The sequence below is a fragment of the Acinetobacter kookii genome (assembly GCF_900096895.1).
GTDB lineage: Bacteria > Pseudomonadota > Gammaproteobacteria > Pseudomonadales > Moraxellaceae > Acinetobacter > Acinetobacter kookii.
In genome coordinates this window covers 38008-56411 of record NZ_FMYO01000014.1, presented here as the reverse complement: position 1 = coordinate 56411, position 18404 = coordinate 38008, and the positions used below count along the sequence as shown (strand labels likewise).

At 44.5% G+C, this 18404-nt stretch carries 15 protein-coding genes; 9 read left to right on the top strand and 6 right to left on the bottom strand.

The annotated features are described in order from the left end of the window. Nucleotides 1–470 precede the first annotated feature (470 nt). The 6 genes from BLP85_RS14085 to BLP85_RS14060 all read left to right on the top strand — a co-directional run bounded on the left by BLP85_RS14085 (nucleotide 471) and on the right by BLP85_RS14060 (nucleotide 5296). On the top strand, nucleotides 471–1451 hold the full coding sequence (locus tag BLP85_RS14085; protein WP_092820912.1) for an MlaA family lipoprotein: 981 nt from the start codon (nucleotides 471–473) through the stop codon (nucleotides 1449–1451). A gap of 97 nt (nucleotides 1452–1548) precedes the next feature. Then, nucleotides 1549–2517 carry an RsbU family protein phosphatase GigA gene (gene gigA, locus BLP85_RS14080; RefSeq protein WP_092820910.1) on the top strand — a complete coding sequence of 323 codons (969 nt, stop codon included), beginning with the start codon at nucleotides 1549–1551 and terminating at the stop codon, nucleotides 2515–2517. 113 nt (nucleotides 2518–2630) lie between these two features. After that, nucleotides 2631–3149 (top strand): anti-anti-sigma factor GigB, encoded by a 519-nt coding sequence (gigB, locus tag BLP85_RS14075; RefSeq protein ID WP_092820908.1) that lies wholly within the window; start codon nucleotides 2631–2633, stop codon nucleotides 3147–3149. A 24-nt stretch (nucleotides 3150–3173) separates the two neighbouring features. Continuing rightward, entirely contained in the window at nucleotides 3174–3998 is an 825-nt protein-coding gene (locus tag BLP85_RS14070) for a carbon-nitrogen hydrolase family protein (RefSeq protein WP_092820906.1), read from the top strand. A 120-nt stretch (nucleotides 3999–4118) separates the two neighbouring features. Further along, nucleotides 4119–4544 carry an organic hydroperoxide resistance protein gene (locus BLP85_RS14065; RefSeq protein ID WP_092820903.1) on the top strand — a complete coding sequence of 142 codons (426 nt, stop codon included), beginning with the start codon at nucleotides 4119–4121 and terminating at the stop codon, nucleotides 4542–4544. A 113-nt stretch (nucleotides 4545–4657) separates the two neighbouring features. Beyond that, a complete protein-coding gene (locus BLP85_RS14060) occupies nucleotides 4658–5296 on the top strand; it encodes a hypothetical protein (protein ID WP_228143306.1) in 639 nt (212 codons plus the stop codon). Nucleotides 5297–5410: 114 nt separating this feature from the next. On the opposite strand, the gene gspE is transcribed toward BLP85_RS14060, so the two are convergent. Next, nucleotides 5411–6898, bottom strand: a complete 1488-nt coding sequence (gene gspE / locus BLP85_RS14055; RefSeq protein WP_092820899.1) for a type II secretion system ATPase GspE — start codon at nucleotides 6896–6898, stop codon at nucleotides 5411–5413. 94 nt (nucleotides 6899–6992) lie between these two features. On the opposite strand from gspE, the gene BLP85_RS14050 reads away from it, so the two are divergent. Then, nucleotides 6993–7823 (top strand): hypothetical protein, encoded by an 831-nt coding sequence (locus BLP85_RS14050; protein WP_092820897.1) that lies wholly within the window; start codon nucleotides 6993–6995, stop codon nucleotides 7821–7823. Between the two features lie 8 nt (nucleotides 7824–7831). Then, nucleotides 7832–8758: a mechanosensitive ion channel family protein gene (locus BLP85_RS14045; RefSeq protein ID WP_092820895.1), complete on the top strand. Its 927-nt coding sequence runs from the start codon at nucleotides 7832–7834 to the stop codon at nucleotides 8756–8758. 164 nt (nucleotides 8759–8922) lie between these two features. Here BLP85_RS14045 and BLP85_RS14040 read toward each other — a convergent pair whose 3' ends face one another. After that, entirely contained in the window at nucleotides 8923–11637 is a 2715-nt protein-coding gene (locus tag BLP85_RS14040; protein WP_092820893.1) for a DUF2339 domain-containing protein, read from the bottom strand. Between the two features lie 163 nt (nucleotides 11638–11800). Between BLP85_RS14040 and polA the strand changes: the two genes are divergently transcribed. Beyond that, a complete protein-coding gene (gene polA, locus BLP85_RS14035) occupies nucleotides 11801–14566 on the top strand; it encodes a DNA polymerase I (protein ID WP_092820891.1) in 2766 nt (921 codons plus the stop codon). 237 nt (nucleotides 14567–14803) lie between these two features. Here the strand turns inward: polA and BLP85_RS14030 are convergent, their stop codons facing one another. The 4 genes from BLP85_RS14030 to BLP85_RS14015 are packed head-to-tail and all read right to left on the bottom strand — an operon-like array spanning nucleotide 14804 to nucleotide 18370. Continuing rightward, nucleotides 14804–15373, bottom strand: a complete 570-nt coding sequence (locus BLP85_RS14030; RefSeq protein ID WP_092820889.1) for a YggT family protein — start codon at nucleotides 15371–15373, stop codon at nucleotides 14804–14806. Between the two features lie 27 nt (nucleotides 15374–15400). Further along, complete coding sequence (gene proC / locus BLP85_RS14025) at nucleotides 15401–16231, bottom strand: pyrroline-5-carboxylate reductase (protein ID WP_092820887.1); 831 nt, start codon at nucleotides 16229–16231, stop codon at nucleotides 15401–15403. A 28-nt stretch (nucleotides 16232–16259) separates the two neighbouring features. Then, a complete protein-coding gene (tilS, locus tag BLP85_RS14020; protein ID WP_092820885.1) occupies nucleotides 16260–17609 on the bottom strand; it encodes a tRNA lysidine(34) synthetase TilS in 1350 nt (449 codons plus the stop codon). Beyond that, the gene (locus BLP85_RS14015; protein WP_092820883.1) at nucleotides 17546–18370 is read right to left on the bottom strand and encodes an acetyl-CoA carboxylase carboxyltransferase subunit alpha; all 825 of its coding nucleotides are present in this window, start codon (nucleotides 18368–18370) and stop codon (nucleotides 17546–17548) included. The genes tilS and BLP85_RS14015 overlap by 64 nt, the downstream gene beginning before the upstream one ends. Nucleotides 18371–18404: the final 34 nt, after the last annotated feature.

Below are 18404 nucleotides of genomic sequence, written 5' to 3'. Positions count from 1 at the left end.
CGAGTAATTTCTACCATCAATCAATGAAAATAATTTCGATCGATCAACCAGTAAAAATCCACACAAGTTGTTCTTCATAATCTCTTAATGATCTTCTTCCTGGTTCGTCACCAGCAAGCTAGGTCGGCTATATTACGCTTTCTTTTCAGAAAGTCAACCAGTAATGAAAAATATTTTTAAACTTTCTTCCTAAAAACCCAACTCAATCAATTTTAACTAAGTTACTGTTTTATCAGAAGTTTTAATCTTCATCACCGCCGATGGATGTGCATTCTACAGTATTTCCAACCCAATGCAACACCCTTTTTTAACTTTTCACATCATCAGGATATTTTTTAATCATTTTATCTTTTTTTTCCTACATATTTTGATCAAATTTGTTTTAATAAGCCTATGCAGAGACCTGTTAATATATTTTATTACGTATTTTTAGCTTTAAGTACCGGCTTCATAGAGCTCTAGGATTTTTTATGCGTCACTTTCATTATATTTGGGCTAGCTTTTTATCTTTAGGGTTAATTTCTCCTGTATTTGCACAAGATTTAGTTCCGTCTGCTGAATCTCAAACTACATCGGATCTAGACTCTTCTACATCACAAACTCAGACAGCTCAAACCTCCCGTCTTGATGCACTCAAAGAGTTAAAAAATATTAAAGCTAAAGACTTAAGAGTAGACGCCAATGCAACTCAACCTGAAAACCAGAAGGATCCTTTACAACCTTTAAACAGACAGATCTTTGCTTTTAATGAAGTATTGGATCGCAATGTTGCCCGCCCTCTCGCCATTCAATATAAGGAAAAAGTACCAACTGAAGTGCGTGGCTCTTATCGCCAGTTTCGTAAAAATTTAGGCGAACCATGGAATGTGGTAAACCAGCTGATTCAAGGCCGTCCGCTTCGTGCGGCAGAATCTTTAGGACGCTTTACCATTAATACCCTCACCACCTTAGGCTTTGCTGATCCTGCTCGTCGTATCGGTTTATCTGCCGAAGAAGAAAACTTTGGCACGACACTGGGTTATTACGGTATTCCTTCCGGTCCTTATCTGGTGTTGCCTGTGTTTGGCCCAAGTACATTCCGTGATACTGTGGGGCTGGTTGTCGATGGCCAGGCCCGTCCCCAAAAGTATCTTTTAGAAGATCGTGAAGGACTGTACTGGAGTGAGCAAGTGCTACGCGGTATTGATGCGCGTTCGCAACTTTTAGATATTGAAGATGTGTTACAAGGTGATAAATATTCTGCAATTCGCGATATTTATTTACAGCGTAAAAACTTTTCAATTGCCGAAAAAAAAGGACTGGAACCTGAAACCCTGTTCATTGAAGATGACCAAGACAGCTCTCAGGATCAGGATCAGGATCAGGATCAGGATCAACAGGACAATCCTGATCAATCCAGTGATGCAACCTCTGAAGATTATGCAAACACCACACAAGTCGCATTTATTTAATAGTAATATGATCAGCACAGCATCTTCCTTTGCTGATCATTAGATTGTTATAGTACAGCTCTCGATGTTATCAATTTAAGGATCATACAATTTCTTTATGTATTTCATTCAACCGACTCGCAATATTCCTTATTTAGATCAGGTACTCAGCGCACTTTCCGGTGTGCAAATGATTCACATAGACGATATTGATTTGTATGACCCAACCATCCTGGCAATTGCTGATGTACAGGACTATCTTATCCATCAGTGGTCACTTCCCACGATTGTGCTGGCTTTTGAAAATGAAGGCACAGCTTTAGCCCAAGCCTGGGAGCTTGGAGCTTTAGCCGGCTGGATCTGGAACAAGCTGCCACGTGATCCGGAAGATTCCTTACTGAAAATTGATGCTCAGTACAAGCGCAATCAGGATAGTCGCGACCTCCCTTCAGCCGCAGAATTACAAAAACGCTTACTTCCCAACCCTATAGAATTGATGAACTATAAAGTTGAAACCCTGTTTCAACCTTCTGCCTATCTGTCTGGTGACTGGTATGATTACTGGAAAATCAGCGATAAAGAGATCATGTTCTATCTGGCGGATGTTTCCGGACATGGCGTGACCAGCAGTCTACTCACCTCCTGGATGGCGGCTTTTCACGGGCGCTCTAAAACACCACGTGAATTGGTCAAAAAACTCAATGGCATGCTGGTGCAAGAAAATATTGAAAAACACATCACCATGATTGCCGGAATTTTAAACCTGGAAACGCATCAACTGCGTTGGTCAAGTGCCGGGCATTATCCTCCCGCCATTATCTTTGAACCCAATCAGCCGCCTAAAATTTTAAATACCAGCAGTTTCCCTTTGGGACTCACTGAAGACCTGGAAGTTGAAGAGTTTGAATGCGTACTGAATCGTCATGCCCGGTTTATTATTTGTTCAGATGGCGCACTTGAACCATTTGATGGCGGACTCAATGAACAATTTGAAAAATTAGTCTTTCATTTGCAAAATCAATCATTCCAGGCCCCGGAACATGTGGCAGACGATATTGCCATCTTAAGTTTACGCCGAATGAATTAATCACATAATCAATACGTTAACTTTCAACTAAGCAATATACGACTGTTGGCTACTTGAGTCTATAGTGGCCCTATGTGATAATTTTAATATCCTTCTCTGCAAATGGCATTTATATGTCAACAGGTCATGTTGAATATGCAAGCTTGAATGGAACGCATATTTTTAAGCTTATTGGCGAAGTGCGTGCTCAATCTTGTATCAGTCTAGACAAACTTCTTAGTAAACTTGAACAGCAATCAAATGTCGTTGGGGCAATCGTAGATTTAACCCAAACTACATTTATTGACAGTACGGTTTTGGGTGTGCTTGCCAAGCTGGGTTTAAAGCTGAAGCAAATCCATCAAATTCAGGCCGTCATGTTATCTACCAATCCTGATATTACCACCTTGGCCAATAGCATGGGTCTGGGACAGGTTTTTGTGATTTTAAATTACTGCGGTGACCCGAAAGTTTGTACCCGCGAGTTAATTGAAGAGCACATTACCCATAATGCCATGTTAACCACTGTTCTAGATGCGCATAAAACATTGATGAAGTTAAATGAAAGTAACCAGAACATGTTTGAGCCTTTGGTGAAACAATTACAAAAAGAACAAGAGAGCCTAGAACAGGTCTCTCAACAAAACGTATAAAAATGATGATTTAGAGCTCACGCCATGACTTTACTCTCTGTTGTACAAATGAATTCCCAGGATGATATTGAAGCGAATTTCATCGTGATCGAGTCATTGATACAACAAAGTAAAGCAGATGGAGCCGAGCTGATTGTTTTCCCGGAAAACTTTGTTTGTTTTGCCGCAGGAAAACAACGCGAGACTGCAGCGCAGTTCGAAAACCTACAGCAGCGTCTGGAAAAACTGGCACATCAATATGAAATCTGGATTGTGGCAGGGACACTTCCCTGCCCGTTCCGCCCGGATGGTTCCATCATTACTGATGGCCGTGTACGCACCGTCAGTTTATGCATCAGCCCTGAAGGGACTGAAGCACGTTATGACAAGATTCACCTGTTTGATGTACAAGTGGGTGATGCTGTTGGTGGATATCAGGAATCTCGATTCTTTGAGCCGGGTACCGAGGTGGTCGTTGCCCAAACCCCATTTGGCCATATTGGTCTGATGGTGTGCTATGACTTGCGTTTTCCTGAACTGGCTTTAACTTTACGCCATCAAGGTGCAAATATACTTACTGCACCTGCTGCATTTACCTATACGACTGGCCAGATGCATTGGCAGTTATTGCTTCAGTCACGCGCGCTGGATAGCCAATGTCAGGTTCTAGGTGCGGCTCAACAAGGCTGGCACGGTAAAAAACGTCAGACTTGGGGACATGCAGCTGCCAGCAATAGCCGCGGCCAAATTTTAGATATCGTTCATAGTGAAGGCGCAAGCTTAATTACCGTGCCGTTTGATTTAGCTGAACAAACCCAAATCCGTGAGTCAATGCCTTTAATTCAGCATCGTAAAATTATCAACTTCTAATTTGCCTGCCTTAAATCGAATTTTCATCTCTGGACTTCTATAAAATTACAAAATCACTGCTTATTCTTTATTCAAAATCCCACACCATAACAGCTTCAACAAAAATGTAGGGATAAAAAAATGGCCTTAGAAAAAGCAGTCTATACAGCAAAAGCGAAAGCTACAGGTGGGCGTGACGGACATGCAACCTCATCGGACGGAATTCTGGATGTCCAGTTAGCCGTGCCTAAAGAAATGGGTGGAATGGGGGGCGGCACCAATCCCGAACAACTTTTTGCCGCAGGTTATTCAGCGTGTTTTTTAGGTGCCATGAAATTTGTCGCCAACCGGGATAAATTCAATATCAGCAAAGATGCCTATATTGAAGGTGAAGTCGGCATTGGTCCTATTCCAACAGGTTTCGGTATCGAAGTGACATTGAATATTCATTTAGAAGGTATGGATCAGGCCGAAGCACAAAAACTGGTGGATGCCGCGCACATTGTTTGTCCTTATTCCAATGCAACACGTAACAATATTAATGTAATCCGAAATGTGATTGTCTGATTTTCGAAACCTACTTAAAAGCAGGCCCCCCTTTTGAGTAGGTTTAATTTTTAAAAATATTCTAAATTGACCTTAAGACCGAGATCTTCTAGTACACTCTATGTAACTTTTTATTGACTCAAACAACGTCTAAATCATATCTAAAAATGAAATCACTTAGAAAATCAAATCACGACATTCTTATACAGCTCACCAATATTGCACGTAATTTTAAATCAACTGAAGAAAGCTATTTCCTTTCTTATCCTTATTTTTTAAGTTACTTCAAAAATTTAAAATCTATAAACCTGGAAAATTTGATTATCGGGATAAGCTTTACTTATTCTTGGATGCCAACGACCCTCAAAACAATAAATCTTCAAAACTCAAAGGAAATCATCACCCTATTGAATGATGTAAAAAATGGTGAGCTCATCGATGAGAAACAACTTACCACTTTAAAAACAGCCTTTAATAATTCTTTGGTCGGCACATCAAAACTATTGCATTTCATCAACCCAGAGCAATATGCCATATGGGATAGTCGTGTTTTTAGATTTCTAAACAATTCAGAGCCACATAAATACAAACTCGAAAAACCCAAAGTTTATATTGAGTATTTAAAGCTTATCGAAAAGCTAAAAAATGAAAAAGCCTTTGAAGCATTTTTTGAGTTAATGAAGCAAAATGTTGGTTATGAAATTACCGAATACAGAGCATTAGAACTTGGATTCTTTATAGGCGCCAAATTTCAGCACAAAGGAATCTCCTGACTTTGCATATTTTAAAATATGAATTCACTCCTGAGCCTTATTCATACTTAACTTAGTTGTAAATTTTCTTATAAATAATGAGGAAAAAGCAAAGCCGAGGAAGAGTCCTTCTAATCACTCCGCGGCTTCATTGGTCACACGCAGCACTTCTTCTAAAGTGGTTTTCCCTGCCAGCACTTTGCGTAAGCCATCATCGCGGATTGAGCCGGACTGTTTACGTGCATAGGCTTCCAGTTCATATTCGGCAGCATTGCCATGAATCAGACGGCGCATCGGTTCATCTACCGGGACAATTTCATAAATGGCAGTTCGCCCCATAAAACCGGTATGCGAGCAGTGATCACAACCTTTCGGTTGCGGTAATTTTAATGCATTGTCTGTTTGTAAATGCTTAAAAATTTCGCTTTCAAAAGCATCCGCCTCATGCCAAGTTGCACAGCGCGGGCATAAGGTACGCACCAAACGCTGAGCGATCACGCCAATTAAAGAACTGGCCAGCAAGAACGGTTCAATCCCCATATCTTTTAAACGGGTGACCGCACCAATTGCCGTATTGGTATGTAATGTAGATAAAACCAAGTGACCGGTTAAGGATGCCTGCACGGCAATTTCAGCCGTTTCCAGATCACGAATCTCACCGACCATCACCACATCCGGGTCCTGACGTAGCATGGCTTTTAAAGCGCGGGCAAAGGTCATGTCTACTTTGCTGTTGACCTGCGTTTGTCCGATACCTTCCAGTTGATATTCAATCGGATCTTCAGCCGTTAAGATATTTTTTGAGCCGTCATTCAAGTCAGATAAGGCTGCATATAAGGTGGTGGTTTTACCCGAACCGGTTGGCCCGGTCACCAAGATAATGCCATGTGGACGATGCACCAGATGGGTCAAACGTTCATAATCCGGCTGCATTAAACCCAGATGGGTCATATTCAGACGTCCAGCCTGCTTGTCGAGTAAACGCATCACCACACGCTCGCCATGCGACGACGGCAAGGTCGAAACACGCACATCCACTTCACGTCCTGCCAACCTTAAAGAAATACGGCCGTCTTGCGGAATACGCTTTTCAGCAATATCCAGTTTGGCCATAACCTTGATTCGCGAGACCAACAGGGGGGCCAGTTCACGGCGTGGCTGCACGATTTCGCGCAGCTGTCCATCGACACGCAAGCGCACCGACAGTTTTTTCTCAAAGGATTCAATATGAATATCCGATGCACCCACGCGGATGGCTTCAGACAGTAAGGCATTGATCAGCCTGACAATTGGAGCATCATCTTCCTGATCCATCAGATCTTCAGCTTCGGGCACCGAATCTGCGAGGCTAAGTAAATCCGGATGATCTTCCAGACCGGCTGCCACTTGTTGCGACTCACCGGTATCGCCCGCAAAACTGGAACTGAGCAACTGGTGAAACTCCTGCTCAGAACATAACTGGTGCTGTGCAGGATGCCCCAAATAGCGACGTGCTTCCTGTATTGCCAGCAGCGGCGTATTTTCACGACGCACAATAAAAGCCTGATTACCCTCGTAGCGCAGCAATACGCCATGTCGTTTGGCAAAACTATATGGTATTTGTAATTGTTTAAGTACTTGCATCAAAGTTTATAATGATGAATAAATTGATTTGAGTGTACTCTAAGCATAAGACAGCGTGAAGTCTGTTTTTTCATGATTAAGCTATAAAGGAAATATGCCGTTGTCTAAAAACGATGAACTGGTAGATGCAGAGCAGCCCAATTTAATCAAATGGTGGGGCGAACAAAGCTTCGAATTGAACCAGCCTAAAGCCTGGCAGTTTGGTTCACTGTTATTTCGTCTGACCCGTGGTCTGCAGGAATGGCGCCTGGAATATCATCGTCCACAGGTGCAGTATGACTATGAACAGAAGTGGAATGCGATTGAAGATCCGAATTTTGCTTTTCCGCAACCACTCAAAGTTGAACGTTATATGTTCAAGTCTACCCAAAATAAATTACAGCTGATGCCGCGTCTGGCTGATCGCTCGGTGGTGATTAAACCGGTCGATCCGATTTATATTCCGGCTGGCCAGCGCGGTACGCTGTATATCAGTACACCTTTATGGATTGCCGGTTTTGTCGAAGGGCAAAAAGATCCGCTATTTGACATTCCGGTGATTCTGCCCAAAGACACCTGGTTTGGGCCCAATCATCGTCATGGCGAAATTTGCTATGCCACAGCAGTGGATGGCCGTACTGAACTGCATCAGCTCAAGCCACGTGCCTTTCGCGCGGTGACCCCGATTGAATTTCATAATACCAGCCATCAACAGTTACGCTTTGACCGGATGAATGTGCCGGTTTCTGCACTCCCCCTGTTCTATAGTGAAAGTACCGGTCGCCTATGGACGTCACAAATTAAAGTTTTGCATGAAGGCTTGGATAGACCGCCGCGCATCCGTATTGAAAACCGTACCCCTCCTCATGCGGGTGAAGTGATCTATGTCCATCCGCCACGTGAACCGGCAAGTGCCTTGTTTAATATGTTTGATTCATTTTTCTAGGGGGTAATATGGCCGATTCAAATATTCCTAAAGAAATTACCAGCAGCTTCAAAAGTATTTTTACCAATATCAACACAGAACGCCTGACCGAGATTATCGTTGCCATCGTCCTGTGTTTTATTGGTTTTTTAATTGCACGTTTTGTCTCCAATACCTTTATCCGTACTGTTGGCTCACGCTTTAATGCCCACCAAAGTCTGGTTTGGCGACGCGGGATTTTTTATTTCATCTTCCTGATTTTTGTGATGGCCAGCCTGAAAGAAGCCGGTTTTAAACTAAGCGTGTTTTTAGGTGCAGCGGGCATTTTAACCGTAGCGCTGGGTTTTGCTTCGCAAACGTCTGCGTCTAACCTCATCAGCGGTTTGTTCCTGATCGGGGAAGGTTCTTTTGAAATCGGTGATACGGTACAAATGACCCTGATTCGCGGACATACTATTGAAGGTGAAGTGATTTCGATTGACCTGCTTTCAGTGAAACTGCTGACTCAGGACAATGTCTATGTGCGCGTACCGAACGAACAGCTGATTCGTGCCCCCGTCTACAACCTGTCCAAATTTCCCATTCGGCGAATTCCCATCACTTTAGCGATTAACTTCCACGAAGACATCATTAAAGTCCGTGAGGTATTGCTGGATGTTGCCAATAAATACCCGCTGGTTTTAGCGGATCCAAAACCGGCAGTAACCGTAACCGCTTTCCGTGAGTCCTCGATTGAGCTGTTATTTGCCATCTGGTGTAACCGTGAAAACTTCCTGAAAGTTCGTGATGAAATGCAGGAACGCATCCGTAACGGTTTTCTGGCCAATCAAATTGAAATTCCGGTACCGAAAATGGGCTTTGTCGACCGGCCAGCACCTGCCCAGCCTTTAAGTGATGAAGATATTGACCCGTATGCCAATGCCAAAGAAGTGAAGCGTGAGGCGGGGTTGAAATAATAAAATCCCTCCTAACCTCCCTTTCTTACACTTCATTTAAAGCGGCGCTTTAAATTTGCTCAGGGAGGAAAGTCCCTCTTTTTCAAAGAGGGATTTAGGGAGATTTTATTTATTTGCATCTAAAGAAAAGAAGTTACCTCTCCTTCTCTTGCGCCATATATGGCTCAGGGAGAAGGTCGGGATGAGGGATTCGTATTTTCCCCTTCAGGAATCGGTGCAATATACGCAATCATCAGCATCACAAAGCCTGCACCCAGGAATGAAATCACCCGGGTTAAGGTGCCAATATGCGACAGGTCAAACAGCACCAGTTTCAAGGTTACAATCACCAGAATACTACCGCCCAAAATCCAGACTGAACGCAACTGTTTTCGGCTGGCCAGACTCATGGTTATAAAGGCCAAACTGACCCATAACAAAGTCAGACTCAGTTGAACGGTTGCATTTCCCCACACCGCCATTTCATTAAACGGCGTGTTTAAATAAACATGCAATGCTCGCAGCACAATATAGCTGCTAAGCCAGAGCAAACTCAGCACCATCAGCACCGCGACAATGCCTTTATCCAGTCCCGATTTAACCTGCAAGGACAACATCCAGATAAAACCTGCCAGCACGGCAATACTGACCAGATCAAAAGGATTGATAATTGGCAGGATATAGCCCTGAAAGGCTTGCTGGCTAAACAGTTGCGAGCAGATAATCCAGCTCGCCATCAGCACCAAACTAATGTGGGCTTGCCAGAACATTTTCCAGTCCGGATTATCCAGCTGCCAATAACACCAGGCACAAAAAAGCAAGGGCAAGATCACCACACTGATATAAGGCATACCCGGAAGGAGGGTTAAACTGGTCATGGCCAGACTGGTCAGGGTACCAAAACTGACCCACTCTTTTTCAGTCCGCACACCTAGTAGTGGACGAAGCCACAATGCCGTCAGCATTAATCCGGAGAGTGCAAAACCCAGGCGGTCAAACAGCGTTGGCCAAACAATAATCCCCTGCTGACTTTGATCAATCACAATAATCAGGGCAAATACAAAGACTGGAATCAGACCTAGCCATTTGGGAAATAGCCAGGTCCAAGTGGCTTTGCACCGCAACATGGCTTCATTGATCAGCAGATAGAATCCGCTCACAATCAACAGGCTCATCACCAGCTGGCTGGAATGCTCAATTTCATCCAGTAACAGCACAATCAACATGGTGGTGGCTGACAGCATCTGCAAACAGTGGAAGGCTATCGTGGAGCTGCCCAGTTGCTGCCTAAAGGACTCTCGGCTATTTGCCACCACAACCACGGCAAAATAGCTCAGGCATAAGCCCCAATACATTTCATTGGGAAACTCATTCAATTCCACCAGGTAATACAAACTGGATAAGCCGGCAACAATCATCAGTCCCATAGCCAGATAGCGACTGATATCCGACTGGCGATACAAGGCATAAATAAATATGATCAGCCCTTCCACAGCCCAGCCGATTACGCTCCATTGTTTGTGCAACAGAATCGGTGGAATTAATGCCAGAAAAATCAGCATTAAACTGAAATAGCTTTGAGAAATCAACAGCACCGCCTGATGACGTTTTGAAAGTTGATACAGGCCTGCGTACACGGCTGCAAAGGCTAGACTCGCTCCAGCCTGCCAGCGCGTTTCTTCAAAATGCATTAAATAAATAAAAATATAACCGACCAGAGGTGCGCCAAAAATCAGGGCAATATCCAATACCGGTTTGAGCTTGAACTGAGCAATATCTTCTTTGGCAATCAGCTGGCTAAAACGAAAACTCAGCCAGACAAAGATTGCCGTATGCACTGCCACCAAAAAGGTTAGGGTATTTTTCTCGAATTCTTTGCCCTGATAAAAGGCATAGCCACCGCCAACGATGACCGTCATCAAGAACGCGATCTGGTTCAGCATTTTCCAGGGGCGTAAGGTACTTAAGACCGCCACAGCCAGATTGATCACCACATAATAAGCAATCAGTTCAATCGCGGTCGCATTGCGAACCGGCAAGGTAAACGGTGCAATATAGGCAATGATCATCGCCATCAGCACCAGTTCAATCGATTGCTGTTTTAAGCTGAGAATCAGGGTCACGCCCATGATGAGGGCAAAACATAATCCAGCGATGGCGAGCGTCGGAATCACCGCATTGTAATAGGCAAAGAAAAGCGTCAAAAATAAGGCTGCTAAACCCAGACCTTCCAAGGCCAGGGCGAAACTGCGGTTTTTAGTCTGCATCCAGTAACCAAGTGCGGTTACAGCCCCACTGATGCCTGCAACAATTGCCAGCTTCACCGCCAGACTGAGTTGCCAATGTTCGGTGGCAAAACGCAGTAACAGAATAATACCAATGACCAGTACCAAGATGGCCACTTTTAGAACCGGATTACCTTGAAAAATCCACTGCTTAAACTGTTCAATCAATTCCGATGATGATGCAGGCTGAGTTTCATGAGGCTGAGACTGTGGATTTTCGACAACCGAAGAAACCGGCGTTTGAGGGTGCTGTAATCGCGTTTGAATCTGGTTCAATACCCCTTCTAAACGGCGTAACCATCTTAAAAAGAAAAAAACCCAGCCTGTGATCCCGACAGCAATTGCAAATTCCCAATCAAGAATACCGCCGACAATGGCAATAATTGAACAAAGATATAAAGGAACTTTAGAGCTTTCCTGAACTGAAAGATGTGTTTCTGCAGCAATTTGTGCTGCCGGGGAATAGATCGCATCGACATATTGCATCACGCTCATGACAAAGGCTAAGCCACACAAATAGGTGAAGATGCGTACATCCAAAAACCAGGCCCCCACCCCGACAATAATCAATACCATCAGCCAAATCATCCGGATTTCGCTCTGTCCTTTCCCCATTTTTTCTTTATCTCAATCCTGATTGATTCGATGATACAACAGCTGTGACTTTGATTTTTAAGCATTCATCAGATATTCGGTAACACGCATCTTGAATGATGTGTCTATGTTCATGTGCAAAATCACGTACAATAAGGCCGATATTTGAATTAGGAATCTTTCAATGCCACCATTTGTTTTGGTCGATGGCTCATATTTTTTATTTCGTGCATACCATGCACTGCCACCACTAACCACTTCGACTGGTTTACAGACCAACGCAATTCGTGGTGCCATTTCTGCGATTCAAAAGTTGATGCGCCGTATCCAGCCGACGCATATGGCGGTGATTTTTGATACGCCTGAGCCGACATTCCGTCATCAGCTTTCGCCCATTTACAAGGGTGACCGCCCAAGCATGCCGGATGAACTGTCTCAGCAGATTCCCTATCTTCACAACCTGATTCGCGCTTTGGGCATTCCTTTACACACCCTTCCTGGCGCTGAAGCAGATGACGTGATCGGTACCCTGGCCAAACGCGCAGAAGCCAAAGGTTATCAAGTGCTGATCTCGACCGGCGATAAAGACATGGCACAGCTGGTCACCGATAAAGTGACCTTGGAAGACAGCTTTAAAGACAAGCCGATGGATGTGAATGCTGTCTTTGAAAAATTCGGGGTATGGCCCAACCAGATTGTCGACTACTTAACCTTGATGGGTGATACGTCAGATGGCATCCGTGGCGTACCGGGTGTCGGCGCGAAAACCGCGGCCAAACTGTTGACCGAATACGGTTCGATTGGTGGCATTCTGGAAAATGTCGATAAAATTAAAGGCAAAGTCGGTCAAAGCATTAAAGACAATGTCGAAGGCATTACCCTGGATCATCAGTTGGCCAGTATCGTTTGCGACCTGGATATGGGTCTTTGTTATGAAGACCTGAAACTCGGTGATCCGAATGTTGAAGAATTGCGTCGACTGTATACCGAACTTGAGTTCCGTAACCAGTTACAGTCCCTTGATCATCCGAATAATCCCAACAATTCAGTTTATAAACAGGCAGCCAAAAGTATTGCAACTGAGATCAATGCCCCAGCTGTCATTAACACTGAAGATGAGGCTGAACTGACCAGTGCAGATGATCAACTGGGCAAATCCACTTATCACACCATTTTAACTCAAGCGGACTGGGACCCGCTTTTCCAGCGTTTAAGCAGCAGCAAACGTTTTGCCTTCGATACCGAAACCACCAGCCTGGATTACCGTATTGCAGAAATGGTTGGCTTTTCACTGGCTTTTGATGCCAACGATGCCTATTACATTCCGCTGACTCATGACTATGAAGGTGCGCCTGAACAGCTGAATCGGGAAACTCTCCTGGCGCAAATCAAGCCGATTTTAGAAGATGCAGCAGTTGAGAAAATTGGCCATCATTTAAAATATGATGCGCATATTTTGCAAAATCACGGCATTGAACTGCAAGGCTGGTATTTTGATACCATGCTGGCATCTTACGTCCTCAATTCTGTGGCGACCCGTCATGGCATGGATGATGTGGCGCGCGTGTATTTAAGCCATTTGACCACCACTTTTGAACAGATTGCCGGTAAAGGTGCCAAACAGAAAACCTTTAACCAGATCGAGATTGAAACCGCGGCACATTATGCGGCGGAAGATGCACATGTAACCTATCGTCTGTATGAAGTCCTGTCGAAAAAATTGCAGGCGATTCCTGAGCTGAACAATATTTTGCACAATATTGAAATGCCGGTAGCGCGTGTGCTCACCATCATGGAAGAGAATGGCATTGAACTGGACCTGAAGTTTTTAGACCAATTGAGCGTGGATTTTTCCAATACCATCCAGAATCTGGAAAACCAGATTATCGAACTGGCTGGTCAGCCGTTCAATGTCAGCTCGCCGAAACAGGTCGGTGAAATCCTGTTTGATAAACTCGGACTCAAAGGCGGCAAGAAAACCTCGACCGGCCAATACAGCACCAGCGAAAGCATTCTGGAAAAAATCGACCATCCGATTACCGATTTGATTTTGCAGTATCGTGGTCTGTCCAAATTGAAAAGCACCTACACCGATGGCTTGCAAAAACAGGCCAACAATGACAGCGGTCGTGTGCATACCAGTTATCATCAGGCTTTAACGGCAACAGGTCGTTTATCCTCTACCGATCCGAACCTGCAAAACATTCCGGTACGTGAAGAAATTGGCCGCCAAATCCGTAAGGCCTTTATTGCCCCTGAAGGCCGGGTTTTGCTGGCTGCCGATTATTCACAGATTGAACTGCGTTTAATGGCGCATCTTTCCCAGGACGAAGCCCTGGTGGATGCCTTTAAGCATGGTCAGGATGTACACCGCCGTACTGCTGCCGAAGTTCTGGGCATTGCGCTGGAAGATGTCACCAATGACCAGCGTCGCCAGGCCAAAGCCGTTAACTTTGGTCTGTTATATGGCATGTCCGAATTTGGTCTGATTCGTCAGCTTGGCTTTACCCGTGAAGAATCGCAAAACTATATCAAGCAATATTTCCATCGTTATCCAGGCATTTATGAATATATGCAACGTACGCGTCAGGTGGCTTTGGAACAAGGTTTTGTAGAAACCATTTCAGGTCGCCGTTTATATACGCCGGATATTGATGCGCGTAACATGATGGTGCGTAAAGCAGCTGAACGTGCGGCCATCAATGCCCCTCTACAAGGAAGCGCTGCTGACATCATTAAAATGGCAATGGTGGAAGTGGATAAAATGTTGCCGAAAGATCAAGCCAAAATGCTGTTACAGGTACACGATGAATTGGTATTTGAAGTCGATGCCGATATTGCCGATGCACTGGCACCGAAATTGGCAGAAGTGATGCAATCGGTGATCCAGCTTTCCGTACCGCTTATTGTCGAAGTGGGTAAAGGCATGAATTGGGACGAGGCACATTAAAAGCCCTCTCTGACTTCCTTTAAAAATAGGGATAGCCCCTTCCTCCTTCTAGGAGGTGAGGAATATATTCCGCAAGAGGATGGAGGTCATTTTTAAAGCAGACATCTCTCTCTTCTAAGCTCTCTTGCGTTTTACTTGAAAGCAGGGCTTTCAAGTTTGCTCAGGAAGAGGAATTTTTCCAATAAAAAAGGACTCGATCGAGTCCTTTTTTATTGCCTGGATTTTACTGTTTAAACCTTAAAGTCCAGTCAGAAGCGCAATTGCCACTTCATTCATAATAATTTCGGCAATATACAGCGCCAGGAATGCAACAATTGGCGACAGGTCAATCATGCCCATATTCGGCAAAATACGGCGGAACGGAGCCAGTAATGGTTCTGCCAGTTCTTGAATCACTTCAATATAAGGTGAGCGAGATTGAGTAAACATCACCACCCAGCTTAAAATGATCGTTGCAAAAATCAGGTAACGACAGAAACGAATCAGGTCCTGAATCATAGTGACAAAGGTCAATATCACCAGATGTACCGGACTGTTCGGCATGGCCCCTGAAAGATACATCACCCCAAAAATCTTGAGTAAATATAAAAGCACCACCAAAGCCAAGGCTGCCGAATTGACACGACCTTTTGCCAGGGTGGGGAAAATACGCCCAAACACATCGACAATTTTCGTCGCTTTCACAGTAGACATGACGACGGGATTATAAGCGTTCACCGCTGCAAGCTGCATGAGAAAACGGAAGAATACGAGCAAAATCGCTACGTTAATGATAATGCCAAAAATCAGCGCAGAGTTTGCACCCATACTGGAACTTTCCTAAATAAAAACGAGTTATTTGCTACTTTCACTTAGCTCTTGAGCAAGTTCTTGACTGCGCTTTTGCGCTGCAGCCAAAGCGGCCTGAATATTTTGAGAGATTTGCGCACGATCGAATACTTCCAGTGCAGCTTGGGTCGTACCATTTGGAGAGGTCACATTTTTACGAAGTTCTGCCGGTGTATTTGAACTGGTAATCGCCATTTGTGCGGCACCCAAGGCTGTTTGCAGCGTCAATGCAGTCGCCACTTTTTCATCCAGACCCAGGTTTTTCCCTGCACGAATCATGCTTTCCATCATATAGAAGAAATAAGCCGGACCAGAACCTGATACTGCAGTGACAGCATCAATCTGTGCTTCTGAATTGACCCAAATGGTTAAACCGGTTGCAGCCAAAACCTGGCTGGCCAATTCACGGTCCTGTGCATTTACAGCTTCAGTTGCATACAAACCGTGCGCTCCTGTTTGTACCAAAGCTGGTGTGTTCGGCATGACCCGAACAATACGGTTGGTATCTAGCAGGTTAGCGATAGTCGCGATTTCAGCCCCAGCCACAATCGACATCACCAATTTGCCTTCCAGCAAGCCCTTGAGCGGTTTTAATACGCTGGCCAGGACTTGCGGCTTCACTGCAAAAAGGACGATATCGGCATCACGAATGGCAGCAATATTGTCATCCGTCACATGTACATCTTTTTCTGTTAATAAAAGACGGACTTTCTCGACCGGATCAGAAACTGTAATACGTGTTGCTGGCAAGCCACGTGAAATCAGCCCGCCAATCAAGGCCTGGGCCATATTGCCACCACCAATAAAACTAATATTACAATTTAAAGCTGCACTCATGGATTTATACTCGACTTAGAATTTTTAACTAAGAGATCAAATTTGGTTGCCATCCACCGATTTCACAATACTCAGATTGGGCTAACCAAAACCCTTTTGGTGTAAAAACACCAAGCATAACATTATCTATGCTTAATATTTGAATTCTATAACGCTGCCAGGGAAAAATTTGTGCTTCCTGAATGGCTTTTTTTAACGGCCAAGCCCCCACTCGTCCATACAAATGAATTTTTTCTCCACCCCGACGCATGACCAGATCCAGTTTTTGACCCAGCAATGCTGTTGACAGGCCTACTTTTGCAGTTTCAGCCAGATAATCACCTGAAAGCGTTTCAACCTTTTGTCCTAACTGCAGCAAGATTGTCTGTTTATTAGCAATCGATTGATTTTTTTCAGCCAAATATTCTGTGGTACTTAAGCGGAAAAGTTTTTGCTGATAACGCACATAATAATATTGATTCCAGTGCAATGCAGCCTGTGCATCAGATTTAGACTCAATGACTTCATGCAACAAGCGTTGCACCATCTCAAAACTTGGGCGATAAGTATCTTGCCCTTTCATCCAGGCAGAGAGCAGTTGCCTTTGTCTCGCACTTGATAATTCAGCTAATTTTTTTAAATCCAGTTCAGTGGCCGATCCGCAATGCTTTAAATCCTGCTGTAAAACGTCCAGCAAAATATCTTCCGCATCCTGCATCAGATAGCTGGTGCGGCTGAGTGCCTGCTGCATTTTCGGATAGCGTTTTTGCAACAGCGGCCACAGTTCATGACGGCACCAGGCCCGATCGTAGTGGGTATCCAAATTGGTGGGATCTTCAATATTTTGCACACCCAGCTGGGTTGCCCATTGGCAAATCTGCTCACGTGAAATATCAAGCAGCGGTCGCCAAATGGTAAATTGCTCTCGTACATCGACCTGTTTCATCGCAGCGAGCCCATGCACGCCGGCACCGGAAAGCAGACGCAACATCAAGGTTTCGGCCTGATCCTGCTGATGATGTGCCAGAACCAAAATTTCATTGGATTTTAGATGTTTTGAATACGCTTGATAACGTGCGTTACGTGCCTGATGTTCCAGGTTGCCGTCTTGCACTTCAACCGCTTCAACAATACACGGTACATTCAGCGCTGCGCATTGATCAGACACAAATCGTCCCCAATTTGCACTGATACTTTGCAACTGGTGATCGACATAGATTGTACGGATTTTTTCAGGAACTAAATAAGACATCAGATGCAAAAGCAGCATGGAATCCATGCCGCCGCTACATCCAATCAAGAAAGTGCTTTCAGGAGGAAAGCACTGGATTTGCTTTAAGACGCCAGACCGGAATTGTCGCTGCCAAACTTCATTAAACGCTGGTAACGTGCTTCGCATCTTTCATCCGCATCCATCGATTGCAATTCTTCTAAAGCCTGTTGTAACACATCTTTAAGATCTTGCATCACTTTTTCAGGCTGCAAATGCGCACCTTCACCTTCATCAACCACGTATTCAACAATACCGAGTTGTTTTAATTTCTCTGCAGTTAATGCCAGAGCTTCGCTGGCTTGTTCCGCTTTCTCTGCTGTTTTCCATAAAATGGATGCACAACCTTCAGGAGAAATCACGGAATAAATACTGTGTGAAAGCATCACTACACGATCCGCCACACCGATACCGAGTGCACCGCCTGAACCGCCTTCACCTAAAACGGTGGCAACCACCGGAACTTTCAGGCTAGAAAGCTGTGCAAGGCTGGTGGCAATCGCTTCCGCCTGACCACGTTCTTCCGCACCGACCCCTGGATAGGCACCCATGGTATCGATAAAAGTAAATACCGGCAGGTTGAAACGTTCAGCCATGTCGAGTAGACGCTGTGCTTTACGGTAACCTTCGGGATTACTCATGCCGAAGTTGTGTTGCAATTTTTCACGGGTGCTGCGACCACGATGTTGCCCAACAATCATCACTGGCTGACCATTAAAACGTGCCAAGCCACCGATCATCGCACCATCGTCACCAAATACCCGATCTCCATGTAAAGCATCGAATTCAGTGAAGATTTCACCAACATAATCCAGGAATTGCGGACGTTCCGGATGACGTGCAATTTGAACCGTTGTCCATGCTTTAGATTGAGCAGCTTTATTTTTCATAGGTCGACCATTATCCCTAAATTAACAATACCTT